Origin of the sequence: Psychrobacter sp. D2 (genome assembly GCF_013608135.1) — a bacterium.
GTDB lineage: Bacteria > Pseudomonadota > Gammaproteobacteria > Pseudomonadales > Moraxellaceae > Psychrobacter > Psychrobacter cryohalolentis.
In genome coordinates this window covers 375,323-388,407 of record NZ_JACDXZ010000001.1, presented here as the reverse complement: position 1 = coordinate 388,407, position 13,085 = coordinate 375,323, and the positions used below count along the sequence as shown (strand labels likewise).

General features: G+C 44.3%; 15 protein-coding genes. 9 read left to right on the top strand and 6 right to left on the bottom strand.

Annotated features, from left to right (window positions below):
• Window positions 1-35: 35 nt before the first annotated feature.
• Window positions 36-674, bottom strand: coding sequence for a carbonic anhydrase (locus H0262_RS01710; protein WP_149408929.1), 639 nt, complete (start codon window positions 672-674; stop codon window positions 36-38).
• Window positions 675-1,124: 450 nt separating this feature from the next.
• Between H0262_RS01710 and potA the strand changes: the two genes are divergently transcribed.
• From potA to H0262_RS01690, 4 genes are all read left to right on the top strand, one after another.
• Complete coding sequence (potA, locus tag H0262_RS01705; RefSeq protein ID WP_181209460.1) at window positions 1,125-2,333, top strand: spermidine/putrescine ABC transporter ATP-binding protein PotA; 1,209 nt, start codon at window positions 1,125-1,127, stop codon at window positions 2,331-2,333.
• A complete protein-coding gene (gene potB / locus H0262_RS01700; RefSeq protein WP_181209459.1) occupies window positions 2,333-3,211 on the top strand; it encodes a spermidine/putrescine ABC transporter permease PotB in 879 nt (292 codons plus the stop codon). Before potA ends, potB begins: the two co-directional genes overlap by 1 nt.
• The gene (potC, locus tag H0262_RS01695; RefSeq protein ID WP_220432355.1) at window positions 3,211-4,053 is read left to right on the top strand and encodes a spermidine/putrescine ABC transporter permease PotC; all 843 of its coding nucleotides are present in this window, start codon (window positions 3,211-3,213) and stop codon (window positions 4,051-4,053) included. Before potB ends, potC begins: the two co-directional genes overlap by 1 nt.
• Window positions 4,054-4,155: 102 nt before the next feature.
• Entirely contained in the window at window positions 4,156-5,046 is an 891-nt protein-coding gene (locus tag H0262_RS01690) for a LysR family transcriptional regulator (RefSeq protein WP_181209458.1), read from the top strand.
• 72 nt (window positions 5,047-5,118) lie between these two features.
• Here H0262_RS01690 and H0262_RS01685 read toward each other — a convergent pair whose 3' ends face one another.
• From H0262_RS01685 to H0262_RS01670, 4 genes are all read right to left on the bottom strand, one after another.
• Entirely contained in the window at window positions 5,119-5,490 is a 372-nt protein-coding gene (locus H0262_RS01685) for a CrcB family protein (RefSeq protein ID WP_011512607.1), read from the bottom strand.
• Window positions 5,491-5,548: 58 nt separating this feature from the next.
• Entirely contained in the window at window positions 5,549-6,607 is a 1,059-nt protein-coding gene (gene tsaD / locus H0262_RS01680) for a tRNA (adenosine(37)-N6)-threonylcarbamoyltransferase complex transferase subunit TsaD (protein WP_181209457.1), read from the bottom strand.
• A 96-nt stretch (window positions 6,608-6,703) separates the two neighbouring features.
• On the bottom strand, window positions 6,704-7,219 hold the full coding sequence (locus H0262_RS01675) for a cytochrome c5 family protein (protein WP_181209456.1): 516 nt from the start codon (window positions 7,217-7,219) through the stop codon (window positions 6,704-6,706).
• A 66-nt stretch (window positions 7,220-7,285) separates the two neighbouring features.
• Window positions 7,286-7,672 (bottom strand): hypothetical protein, encoded by a 387-nt coding sequence (locus H0262_RS01670; RefSeq protein ID WP_020442592.1) that lies wholly within the window; start codon window positions 7,670-7,672, stop codon window positions 7,286-7,288.
• A 392-nt stretch (window positions 7,673-8,064) separates the two neighbouring features.
• Between H0262_RS01670 and rpsU the strand changes: the two genes are divergently transcribed.
• Entirely contained in the window at window positions 8,065-8,280 is a 216-nt protein-coding gene (gene rpsU / locus H0262_RS01665; protein ID WP_010195908.1) for a 30S ribosomal protein S21, read from the top strand.
• 191 nt (window positions 8,281-8,471) lie between these two features.
• Window positions 8,472-8,921 carry a GatB/YqeY domain-containing protein gene (locus tag H0262_RS01660; RefSeq protein WP_011512603.1) on the top strand — a complete coding sequence of 150 codons (450 nt, stop codon included), beginning with the start codon at window positions 8,472-8,474 and terminating at the stop codon, window positions 8,919-8,921.
• A 74-nt stretch (window positions 8,922-8,995) separates the two neighbouring features.
• Here the strand turns inward: H0262_RS01660 and H0262_RS01655 are convergent, their stop codons facing one another.
• Complete coding sequence (locus H0262_RS01655) at window positions 8,996-10,657, bottom strand: M48 family metalloprotease (protein ID WP_181209455.1); 1,662 nt, start codon at window positions 10,655-10,657, stop codon at window positions 8,996-8,998.
• Between the two features lie 409 nt (window positions 10,658-11,066).
• On the opposite strand from H0262_RS01655, the gene H0262_RS01650 reads away from it, so the two are divergent.
• The 3 genes from H0262_RS01650 to H0262_RS01640 all read left to right on the top strand — a co-directional run bounded on the left by H0262_RS01650 (window position 11,067) and on the right by H0262_RS01640 (window position 13,073).
• Window positions 11,067-11,534, top strand: a complete 468-nt coding sequence (locus tag H0262_RS01650) for a sulfurtransferase TusA family protein (protein ID WP_181209454.1) — start codon at window positions 11,067-11,069, stop codon at window positions 11,532-11,534.
• Window positions 11,535-11,775: 241 nt separating this feature from the next.
• Window positions 11,776-12,639 carry an RNA polymerase sigma factor RpoH gene (rpoH, locus tag H0262_RS01645; protein WP_011512600.1) on the top strand — a complete coding sequence of 288 codons (864 nt, stop codon included), beginning with the start codon at window positions 11,776-11,778 and terminating at the stop codon, window positions 12,637-12,639.
• A 65-nt stretch (window positions 12,640-12,704) separates the two neighbouring features.
• On the top strand, window positions 12,705-13,073 hold the full coding sequence (locus H0262_RS01640) for a DUF423 domain-containing protein (RefSeq protein WP_181209452.1): 369 nt from the start codon (window positions 12,705-12,707) through the stop codon (window positions 13,071-13,073).
• Window positions 13,074-13,085 lie beyond the last annotated feature (12 nt).

Below are 13,085 nucleotides of genomic sequence, written 5' to 3'. Positions count from 1 at the left end.
CTTAGTCTTTCTAGCATAGCCTTTATAGAACACTATTAAGCATCTAAAAACCGCACTTTACCTGTTTCTAAGTCGTACTCGGCACCAACGATCAATAGCTGACCACTACTGGTTAAATCCTCTAACGCACGCGAGCCATGCTTTAATTGACTGACCGACATACGCACATTTGCACGTATAGAGCGATCAACCAGCTCGTCTGCATCCACATCTTGCCCATTGGCGGTCGCAAGTTCATGCAGATTATAGACACTTGGACGGATACGGTCGACGATAGATTGTAGATTGGGCGAGTAGTTTTGCTCAGGATTGATTAATGTTTCAACACAGGCGGTGACAGCGCCGCAATGCGAATGTCCAAGCACTACGACCAGTTTAGTATTGAATTTTTCGGCAGCAAATTCGATCGAACCAATTTGTGAAGGAGCTACCACGTTACCTGCAACGCGTATGACAAATAAATCACCTAAGCCTTGATCAAAAACGATCTCAACCGGTACCCGTGCGTCCGAGCAACCCAAAATAATCGCTAAAGGGTCTTGATCTTTGATTAATTCTGGACGCCTTTGCATACAGGGATCGGTATTGGTCAAGCTGTCTACATAGCGTATATTACCTTGCTTAAGCAGCTCCAGTGCTTCCTGACCTGTTTTAGGGCGTGTATTGTTAGGCATAAGAAATCCTTGATAATTTAACTGGTTAACGTAGTAGATTGCGCTATAACTATCCTGTCATAGAGTCTAAGTCTTCGATATTGTTTGGTGCTTTAAGCAAACCTCACTTAAGTTCTTACTTTTATAAGTCACTCTATATTTATCATACGCAAACCAATTGTATAGGAATAAATTCAAAAAAATGGTAAAAATTATTTAATTTAAGGGTGGCTACTTAGTCTATTTAACAAAGCATAGACTCATCTTTAATCGCTATTTCAAGATCACTATAGGGGTCAACCAACCAACAAGGAACTTGCGCTGACTTATAGTGAAGGTTTGTTATAATAGCCTGCGACCAATCACCGTTAAACTCATCGCTTTAACATACTAAATCATCATGTCTAACGTATACAGCGTTCAGACTGACACTGATATTTTAGTATGTATGTCGGTAATTTAGGAATCATTATGACCGAATCACTTTTAACGCCGCCGACTATTCCTGCATCAGCAAACACTGATAAGGTATTGCTACAACTGACCGGTCTAAAGAAAACCTATGATAATACTGAGGTCTTAAAAGACATCAATCTTGATATCAAGCATGGTGAGTTTATTACCTTACTCGGTCCTTCAGGCTGTGGTAAAACCACTCTACTACGACTGATTGCAGGATTTGAGCAGCCAAACGCAGGGGCGATTTATTTGGATGGCGTACAGATGGCGGGCTTGCCCGCTGATAAACGTCCGGTCAATACCGTGTTTCAGCAATATGCGCTATTTCCGCATATGACTGTCGCGCAAAATGTGGCGTATGGTCTAAAGCTACGAAAAGTCCCTAAAGTTGAGATTCAAACGCGGGTACGTGAGATGCTAGCGATGGTACAGCTAGAACATTTAGCCAATCGTCGCCCGCAGGATTTATCCGGTGGGCAGCAGCAGCGCGTTGCGATTGCACGTGCAGTCATCAATCGTCCTAAATTACTATTGCTCGATGAGCCTTTATCGGCGCTCGATCATAAGCTGCGTCTACAAATGCAGTCTGAGCTCAAACGCCTGCAACGTGAGCTTGGCATTACCTTTGTCTTCGTGACCCATGATCAAGAAGAAGCGCTGTCGATGTCAGACCGCATTGCAGTGATGAAAGACGGCAGATTCCAGCAAATTGGTACGCCTATTGAGATTTACGAAACCCCTGCCAATTTATTTACTGCTAAGTTTATTGGCGAGACCAATTTATTTAAAGCGGAAGTCAAAGGTGTTTATCCTGAGCAGCCAGATCGTGATGGTCGCGTGACCAATGGTCGTATTGAGGTTGAAGTCTGCGAAGCACAAGTTCAAGACGGACCAACGCCTGTGCGTAATCTGCGTCGACCCGATTTTGCCAACGATGTCCAAGTCGGCGATATCGTCAATTTATTGCTACGTCCGGAAGATTTGCGCATTTATGATCCCAATGATAAAGAGCATGGCGGCCTACTGGGGCGGGTAATTGAAAGTAATTATAAAGGCAGCACCTTAGACTCGATTATTGAGCTAACGAACGGTCATATTATTAAAGCATCAGAATTCTTTGATGAAGATGACCCAAGTTTTGACTATAAGCTTAATGAAGGTGTAAAAGTGTCGTGGGTCGATGGCTGGGAATGGGTATTACCAGAAGAGGATATCCACTAATGGCACATACTGGCATCAGCAATAAAAGCCCTTTTCGTACCGCAACGCTATGGCTGATTTGGGGCTGGCTTCTTATCTTTGCGCTATTACCCAATATATTGGTCATAGCCGTCAGCTTTTTGACCCGTGATAGCACAGCTTTTATCAACCTACCTGTCAGCATAGACAGCTACGTGCGCATGATTGACCCGCTTTACTTTGATGTCTTCGTGCACTCATTATGGATGGCAGGCATTACTACGATAATCTGCCTACTACTCGGCTATCCTTTTGCTTGGTTTGTCTCACGCGTGAGCAAACGCTGGCAGCCTTTGTTAATGCTCATGCTGATATTGCCATTTTGGACTAACTCCCTAGTACGGACGTATGCGCTTAAATTATTATTTGCCAATAACGGGTTAATTAATAAATCCTTATTAGCCATAGGCATTATTGATGCGCCCATTGATATCTTATATACCCAAGGCGCTGTGATTGCTGGTTTAACCTATTTATTATTTCCATTTATGGTGCTGCCGCTATATGCCGTCTTTAGCGATTTGCGCAATGATATGCTGCTTGCCTCGCAGGATTTGGGCGCATCGAAACCGCAAACCTTTTGGCACGTGGTACTACCCTTGACCACACCTGGTATTATCTCAGGGGTGCTGTTGGTACTATTACCAGCAATGGGTATGTTCTATGTTGCCGATATTTTGGGCGGTTCACGTAATTTACTCGTTGGTAATATTATCAAAAACCAGTTTTTAGATGCGCGTGATTGGCCATTTGGCGCGGCCGCCAGTGTGCTATTAACGCTTGCGATGGCGGTATTATTACTCGCTTATCGCGCCAGTAGCCGCCGTATTGGCAAGACTGATTTTAGCGAGGTGGCTTAATGTCTGGTAATTCATCTAATAACTCGTCAATCAATAGCTCACCTATAAAAACCAAACGCTCTATCAAGCCATCTAGCATCGGCAGTATCGCCGCCAAAGGCTATCTTGGTCTGATTTATACTTTATTATATCTACCCATCATAGTATTGGTGGTGATGTCATTTAATAAGTCAAAAATCGGTTATAACTGGGGCGGCTTTAGTTTAAAGTGGTACGAGTCGCTATTTAACAATCAGGCGATGCTTGATGCCTTTTGGCATTCTATTGTGCTGGGCTTGGTTGCCGCCACAGTTTCGACCATTATCGGCACCCTGACCGCACTGGCGCTGCATCGCTATGACTTCCGCGGTAAAGGTTTATTAAATGGGCTGCTATTTGTGCTGATGATGTCACCTGAGATTGTCCTAGCGATATCGCTATTGGCACTGTTTTTATTAATCGGCCTGCAGCTCAGTTTTGTCTCGCTATTATTGGCTCATATAACTTTTTGCCTGCCTTTTGTGGTCATTACTGTCTTTGCGCGCTTAAGTAGTTTGGATGAACGTTTAATGGAAGCGGCGCGAGATTTGGGTGCTAGCGAATCAATGATGGTGCGTACGGTCTTGATTCCAGTAATTTTCCCAGCGGTGATGGCAGGTTGGTTGCTTGCCTTTACCTTATCGCTTGATGATGTGGTGGTATCGACCTTTGTCACCGGCCCTAGCTATGAGATTTTGCCGCTACGTATTTATTCTATGGTACGCGTGGGACTTAAACCCGAGGTCAATGCGATTGGTACGATATTGCTGGTTGCTTCCTTAATTCTGGTTGTGATTTCACAGTTATTGCTACGTCGACGTTAATATTAATATTGCTCTAATCAGTTTCGCCTATCGGTATAACAGGTGTAATACTTCTATCTGCTATACCTTATTTCTTTTTCACTTCAGTGGTTAGGTCATTTTATGCTAGAGCTCCGTCATCTTAATACGCTAACTGCGCTGCGAGCCCATGGCTCATTGGCCGCTGCTGCCGATGAGCTGCATGTCACCGCCTCTGCAGTCTCGCATCAGTTAAAAGAGCTAGAGAATTATTACGATATTAGTTTGGTCAATCGGCGCACGCGTCCGTTGACCTTTACGCCAGCTGGCAAGACGGTATTGGCACTCGCTGACAGCATTTTACCTCAGGTCACGCGCACCAAAGCCAACTTAAAACGCTTAGCCCATGGTCAAGCAGGCAGATTACGCTTAGCGTCTGAATGTCATAGCTGTTTTGATTGGCTGATGCCCATTCTCAATCATTATCGCCGTGAGTGGTCAGATGTGGAGCTAGATTTTGCTACCGGTTTTGAGCCCGAGCCGCATCATCTATTGATGGAAGGGGATATTGACCTGCTCATTACCACTAGCAATTTGCCGATAGAGGGTATCAGTTATCAGCCCTTATTTGAATATGAAAGTCGTTTGGTACTTTCACCTACTCACGATTTGGCGGAGCAGCGCTTTGTGTGCCCCGAGGATTTGGTTGAGGAAACCTTGATTGCTTATCCAGTAGAGGCCAAGCGCCTTGATATTATTGCCAATTTTATGACGCCAGCACAAGTCAGCTTTAAAAGTATGCGTACCACCGAGCTAACCGCTATGTTGATTCAGTTGGTTGCTAGTGAACGCGGCGTAGCAGCACTCCCCGACTGGGTCGTCGCTGAATATGAGAGAAAAGGTTGGGTAGTTTCGCGCCCATTAGGTAGCGGCGTCTACTGTCAGCTCTATGCGGCAACGCGCACCTCGAGCCAAGAGACTGCCTATATGCAAGGGTTTGCCAGTTTATTAGAAGGTATCGTAAAACCTGTCTAGAAGTAATTATCACTAAAAAAATAGCGGTATTAAAAACTAATATCGCGCTTTTTTATTGCTGCATTTTTATTATTATAAAACCAACTTAAAGAAATAAAATCCAAGTGCCGTTGCTAATAACGTCAGCCCCACATGTAGCCCAATTAGCCCTAAGCCCGCAAGCAGTTTACCATTATGGATAAAGGTAAATACCTCAACGCTAAAGGTACTAAAAGTCGTCAGTCCACCTAAAAATCCAGTTATCACAAACAGTCTAATATTGGGAGACAAACCGCTGCCCACACGTTCGAACCACACCAAGGCCAGCCCTATCAATAGCCCACCTAAAACATTAGCACCAAGCGTCCCAAGTGGAATCCAGTGGTGCATCGGGTTAAAACGCGCTAGCCACCCTCGCAGGCAAGCGCCAATGGCAGCACCTAATCCAATCGCAAGCCACTGCATAAGTTATCCTTGAGTGATATAAAGTTTAATAAATTGGATACAAGCGACTTTCTAGCGCTTATACCGCAGGCAACTCGGTCATTGGCCAACGTGGCACGCAGCTGACAGCCAAATCATCTGCTTGACCCGCTTGCAAACGCTCGTAGCCCGCATACGCAATCATCGCACCATTATCGGTACATAAAGCAGGAGGTGCATAATGTACGGTCGCATTTATCTTAGCAAGCTCCCGCTCGAGAGTTTCACGCAAATGACTATTGGCACTGACACCGCCTGCAATAACCAATCGGCTCATATCGACTTGCTTAAGCGCTTTAACGCATTTTTTCACCAAGGTATCAACGACGGCATGCTGAAAACTGGCGGCAATATCAGCACGGACTTGCGGGTCGCTATCAGAGCTATTTCCAGAGCCCCCTGAACCATTAGTATCTTTAATCAGATTATGCACTGCCGTTTTCATACCGCTAAAAGAGAAATCCAAACCACGATGTAACATTGGTCTTGGTAAACTATAAGCGTCCGAATTGCCACTTTCCGCTAATTTAGCGATATTAGGACCACCCGGATATGGCAAGCCCAACATCTTCGCCGCTTTGTCAAAACACTCACCTGCCGCATCATCAATGGACTCGCCAAGGATTTCATATTGACCAATACCATGCGCAGCAATGAGTAGCGTATGCCCACCAGAAACCAGTAGCGAGACAAACGGAAACGCTGGTGGATTCGCACCCATCAGCGGTGCTAATAGATGCCCTTCCATATGATGAATACCAATCGCTGGAATATCTAATCCATAAGCCAAGCTACGACCAAACAATGCACCCGTCATCAAGGCGCCGATAAGCCCCGGACCCTTGGTATAAGCGATGGCATCAATCTCATCTTTAGTGATATCACATTGCTCTAGCAGTTCATTAAATAAAGGCACTAACTTACGGATATGATCGCGACTAGCAAGCTCAGGCACCACGCCGCCATAAAGGGCGTGCAGCTCTATTTGTGAATACAATACTTGCCCAAGTAGACCTTTATTGTCGCTCGTTATCTGTTCGCTATCAAAAATCGCTAGACCAGTCTCATCGCAAGAGGTCTCTAAACCCAATACTTTCATCTATGTGCCTTTATATTTTGCCTTGTAGCGTGAATAAAAAACCGCCACTGTAAGCTTACAATGGCGGTCAGTTTAGCAAATTTCAATCAATAATATTTAGCTAGCTGCAGCAACCATATAATCAACAGCCGCATGAACTTGTGCCTCACTGACTTCAGCGCTTGCCTGCGCAGGCATTTTGTTAAATCCCTTGGCAGAGTGCATATGCAGTGTATCGATACCTTTAGCGATTCGTGGTGCCCACGCTTCTTTATTACCGAATAATGGCGCGGCTAATAAACCTTTTTCATGACAGACTTTACATTGTTTTTCATACAATGCAGCACCTGCATCAGCAGCCAACACTTCAGGCTCAGCAGCGGCAGCACTTACTTCTTCCGCTTTTACTTCTGACGCCTCAACTGTTTCTACTTCAACGACAGGCTCAGCTTCAGCAGGCGCTGCTGGCTCCACAACCACAGCTTCGGTTTCATTAACCACCGCAGGCTCATCAGTGGGAGTGTTGTCACCACCGCTACAGGCGCTAAGTGTCAATAACACACTAAGACTTAGACCAGACAGCGCTAACTTAACAACTGATTTTTTCTTTATTACAGCTTGTTTAACAGTCATGGTTGTTTCCTCATCTATAGATGGTTAGTGACACCGCTCATTATTGAATACTGCCTTCAAGCAGGATTAATTGGTTGCAGGTTCAGCTGAATCCGTCGCCGGCACTTCAGTACTATTGGCAGTATCGGCAGTCGCCACAGCGGTATCAGAACTATCGGCGCTTACCGTTGCATCAGCTGCTGTTCCCTCTACTGCGACAGCCCCTTCTTCAGTACTCATCGTCGCATCTGTTGTCGCATCAGCTGCTGGCATTGGCGCTGTTGCTGGGAAATCCATCTTTTCTGCTGCAGGTGCATTCGCGCGAGCAATCTCTGCTGCCTCATCAACACGATCGACGGCTAAAATGTGATCTGACTCTTCACCTTCTTTCTCACTACTACAAGCACTGACACCAAAACCAAGAGCGACGATAAATGCTGTACTTAGCGCCGTATTGAGTACTGATTTTTTCATTCCAACATCCTTAATAAAGTGCACATAAAACGATTGATATTATGCAAATTATCATAGCATAAACTTGGCCTAAACCGTTATAGACAGTAGGGGTTTTATTTATACTGATGCTATTTAGTAAATAACCCGTTCATCCTTCCTAAAGAACGTTTAGCTATAAATGACTTACGACCCTTATTGCTGGCAGCAGTTTGCAACTTAATGATAGTTATAGATTAATAAGTAAAAGCCTTTGACTTTATTGCGATTTTTTATTAAAATAGGCGCCCTTGTGCTATTGCGCAAGATTGTCCTAGTTTGAGCTGATGCCAGTAATCTTGAGATATTACGGCTAAATACTAATACACAGCCAAACTAATGCCCTTATATCTCATCCTAATCGAGGAGTCTTCATGCCTGCAGTTAAGGTTAAAGAAAACGAACCAGTTGATATCGCTATCCGTCGTTTTAAACGTGCTTGTGAAAAAGCTGGCGTATTGTCAGATGTACGTAAGCGTGAATTTTATGAAAAACCAACGCAAGTACGCAAGCGCAAAAAAGCTGCTGCAGTAAAGCGTTATAAAAAGAAATTACAACGCGAAACTATTCGTACCACTCGTATGTACTAATCGATAAGTCGATTAGCTAAGTACCAGCGCTACACTAACGCCACTGTTATCCGATGATATCAGTGGCGTTTTTTATGCTACAATTTTTGTTATTACTATCATTGGTTCTAACACTTTCTACTATAAAGCTTGTTCTGATTAGTAGACTTTTTACACAAAATTTTTACCTATAATCATAAGGAATAACAACAATGAGCCAAATTAAACAGACGCTAACTGACACCATCAAAGTCTCTATGAAAGCACGTGAGATTGAACGGGTCAAAGTACTGCGTAACGTACAAGCGGTTATCAAACAAATTGAGATTGACCGTCGAATAGAGCTTGATGATGCCGAAGTTTTGGAAATATTACAAAAACAGCTCAAACAGCGTCATGAGTCACTGACTATTTTTACCGAAAACGGTCGTGATGATTTGGCGACCAAAGAGCAGTTTGAGATTGATATTATCAATGAATATATGCCAAAACAGATGGATGATGCGGAAATTACTGCCTTGGTAAACGCAGAAATCGCCGAGCAAGGCGCAACGTCAATGCGTGATATGGGTAGCGTGATGGGTATATTAAAAACGAAAACTGCGGGTCGTGCTGACCCTGCCTTAATCTCAAAGCTGGTCAAAGACGCGCTACAAGGTTAATCGCTACAGCATATTGATAAAATCAACGCTTTTTCTATATAGCGCTTTATAGCAGTTAGTTATCAAAAGACCGCCTAAGGCTTAAAGTCTTTGGCGGTTTTTACGGCTTTGATTTCGGCGTTAATATTGGCAAGCAGTGGACGAGCGCTATTGGCTTGAGCTGTATTTTGCAAATTTTCTGTCAATTTTTTGGCTTGCGTCAAAGAAGTCAGCGCACGCTCGTAGCTTCCACTCCATAGTTGGTCATGACTGCGGTAGCGTAGTGCATTAATAGTAGCAATACTTTTTAGCGGTGCAGAATTGGTGGTCTTTGCCAATTTTTCATTGGCCAATTGCAAACTTTGCCACGCATAACGGTCGCTTGGTTGCTGTTCAGTCAATGGCTTAAGCAATGCTTGGGCTTTGGTTGGCTGATTACTATTGGTCAATGCTTCTGCCAGATAAAGTCGTAAGTCACGGCGCTCAGGATACAAGCGCTGCTGACTCTCTAATATTTCAGCAGCTTGTTGCCATTTATTTTGTTCCGTCAAAATCTGGCTTTGAGTAATGGACAATAATGGCTCGAGTACTTGACGCTTTGCCACCGGTAATGCGGACAGCTCGACAAATACATTGTCGGCTTCTTTAAAGCGCTGCTGCTCTCCATACCAATGCATTAATGCAAGCTTTGCCCCGACGCTGTTTTTTGCCGCAGTCATCAAGGCGGTCTCTGAAGCATGCTTGCCGGTACTTTGTACGCGCCAATACAGCAGATCAAACAAAGCTTGATGGCGCTGCTGTTGATTTAACGGCAGCGTATTATAACGCTGCGCGCGGCTTTGAGATTCACTCAAGCGCTCATTGCTCAGTGGATGAGAGCGGATAAAGCTTGGCAAAAACTGATTGGCGATTTGATTCATCTGACTTTTTTGATTCATGGTCGCAAAGAAGCGCGGCATCGCCCGTGGGTCATAGCCAGCTTGGTTCATGATTTGCATACCGACCCGATCAGCATCACGTTCATTATTACGACTAAACGCCATACTACTATTCATAGTGGCGGTTTGGCTACCCATCATCACTGCTGCTGCCGCATCACCATCGACGGTCGATGCAGCAATCGCGGCGAGCATGCCACCTATTTGCATCAGCAAGGCTTTTTTGCGCTCATCAGCGCCGCTTTCATAATGACGCTGACTGATGTGTGCGACCTCATGAGCCACAACGCTTGCCAGCTCATCCATGCTGTTTGCAGCCAATATAGTGCCGGTATTAAGACCAATTACGCCGCCTGGAGCCGCAAACGCATTTATACTTGGATTGTCTATAATGACCAAACCAAGCGGTGCTTGCTGGCGCGCTTGGGCATTGAGCCGCCATGTTAGTTCTTTGACCGTTTCTTGAATCCAAGGGTCATGCTCCATCTTTACACGACCATTGATGTTTCTTAACGACCACTCACCAAGCAATTTATTTTGATACTGCTCATCAAAGCTCAGCCCTTGCCCGCGTAAACTGGGCAAACTTAGCTCTTCTGTGTTAGTGGTTTGCCATGAATCATAGCTCAATGGCACCGTTTGGCTTTTGCTATAGGCGGCGCTTGTACAGGCCAATAGTATCGTTGACAGTGCTAATTTTAGTGCAAGCATTGGCGACAGATGATGGTTTACCTGCTTAGAGAATAACCCTGTCTGTATGCTTGCATAGTGAGTGATAGCACGTTTATTCCGTGCATTTATTAGCGGCTTATCAAGCATTGATTGTCTTTTAGAATAATCCAAGTGCGTACCCTATATGCATAATCATAACGTGCTTTGACTATACGAGCTTGTCTATTGAAGGTCAATTGCCGTCTGCCTATCGCTACTAATAACTCCGCAGAGCGTCACTATTGCGCAACATGGTTATGTGAACCTATTAGATAAGTCTAATATAAAAATATGAAGATCAATACTACTCAGTTGTTCTGATTGATCAAACGCGATGATGACTATATTCAACTGCAATTGAATACAGGCAATTTGCTATAATGATTGCTTATAAAACCGTCGGCGTCACACCACAATCGCCATGTTGTATTAAGATAGTATTATCCATAAATATTGTAATGCTAAGCATTAGACTGAAACACAAGGTTTAATATTAGCCATGTTAAAGGTTTATTTTATGTCTGCTGATAGTCCATCCATCATGGTACGAGCCTCTTATCCAATATGTTTGGGAGAGACTGTGTCTAAGAGCGAGCAGCAATCACTCAGGCAGCTCCTAGACTTATTACCAACAGATGACATCAACTTAAATGATAAAACAGATTTGAGTAAACCAGTACTTGTTATCAAAGATATGGTCGATGGTCGCGGACTTGCCTGCCCGATGCCACTGTTAAAAACTAAGGTCGCTTTACGCAGTATCGTCTCTGGGGAGTCATTGTACGTTGTGGCAACTGACCCAAATTCTCAAGCTGACATTATGGCTTTTTGTCAGCAAAGCTTACAAACAAAAGCCATGAACTCGCTATTGCTTAGTATTAATCAAGCCACCGTATCAGACAGTGAAGAATTTAGCGCCAGCCAATCTAAATATTCTGTTGATACAATATATCACTTTATCATTACCAAAACTGATAGCAACTAAGCGTCGCTATCCTTTACAATTACAACTATAAAGATTTTTATCTGACTGTTTGCTTATCTATTTAACCAAGGTCAAGAATATGGCTAATACCACTACTAACGCTGCAAATAACCGTAAAAAAGACAGCGCTGTTCCTGAAGTAAACGAAGCGCGCGATGCAGCACTGAAAGCGGCAGCTGAGCGTCCGCCTTATGATGCCAGCGCGCTTGGCGATACCAGTACCCGTGATTTGGTACCTGCCATGCCGACGCATTTGTCCGCACCTGGGGTGAATTTGGGTGCTTATATTAATACCGTGCACCAAATCCCTATCTTGACTCCGACGCAAGAGCAAGAGCTTGCCCATCGCTATTATGATGAAGGCGATGTAGAAGCGGCGCGTTTACTGGTCATGTCGCATTTGCGTTTTGTCATTCATATTGCCCGCAGCTATTCAGGCTATGGGTTACCGCAAGCAGATTTGATCCAAGAAGGTAATTTGGGACTTATGAAGGCGGTAAAACGTTTTGATCCTAATAAAGGCGTGCGTCTAGTATCATTTGCAGTGCATTGGATTAAAGCAGAGATTCATGAATTTGTCATCCGTAACTGGCGTATTGTAAAAGTTGCCACAACCAAGGCGCATCGTAAACTGTTCTTTAACTTACGCAGTTTAAAAAAGACCAACAATCAGTTGACCCTTGAAGAAGCCGATGCGATTGCCAATGACTTAAATGTTACTCGTAAGCAAGTGCTGGAAATGGAGTCGCGCCTGACCTCTTATGATGCGTCATTTGAGGCGCAATCAAGTGACGATGACGATGGACGTTATGCACCGCAGCTATTTTTAGAAGATGGCATTGACCCTGCCGAAATCGTCGAAGAATCTGACTGGGAAGAAAATAATTCATCAGCCTTGATTGCTGCAATGGAAACCTTGGATGATCGCTCGCGTGATATTGTCGAGCAGCGCTGGTTATCTGAGCAAAAATCAACACTGCATGAGTTGGCAGCGGTCTACTCTATCTCTGCTGAGCGCGTACGCCAAATCGAGAAAAACGCCATGGATAAAATCCGTGAAGCGATGACCATCGACAGTGTGATTTTGCCTGATGATATTCAATAAGTTGCCTATCGATAAGACAACTGTTTTTGCCTAGTAAGCATTTATTCAACAATACGAGTACAACCATGTTCAATTGGATAAGTATCGCGGCGATCAATATGGCTATCGCCGTTGCTTTAGGCGCGTTTGGCGCGCATGGTCTTAAAGACATGGTCAGCACTCAACAGCTAGAATGGTGGCAGACAGCAACCCTATATTGGTTCGTCCATTCGCTTGGATTATTACTTGTTGGTATCCTTATTCGCTTAAACTATGCAACCCAAACCGCCGCATGGTTATTACAAATTGGTGTCATTATTTTTGCGGGTAGTTTGTACGCCATGACACTTGGTGCGCCACGTTGGTTCGGTGCCATTACGCCTATTGGCGGTGTGCTGATGATTGCAGGTTGGTTATGGCTTGCAGTATCCTCAGCACGCTTAACAAACAGCTGATACATGCATTTA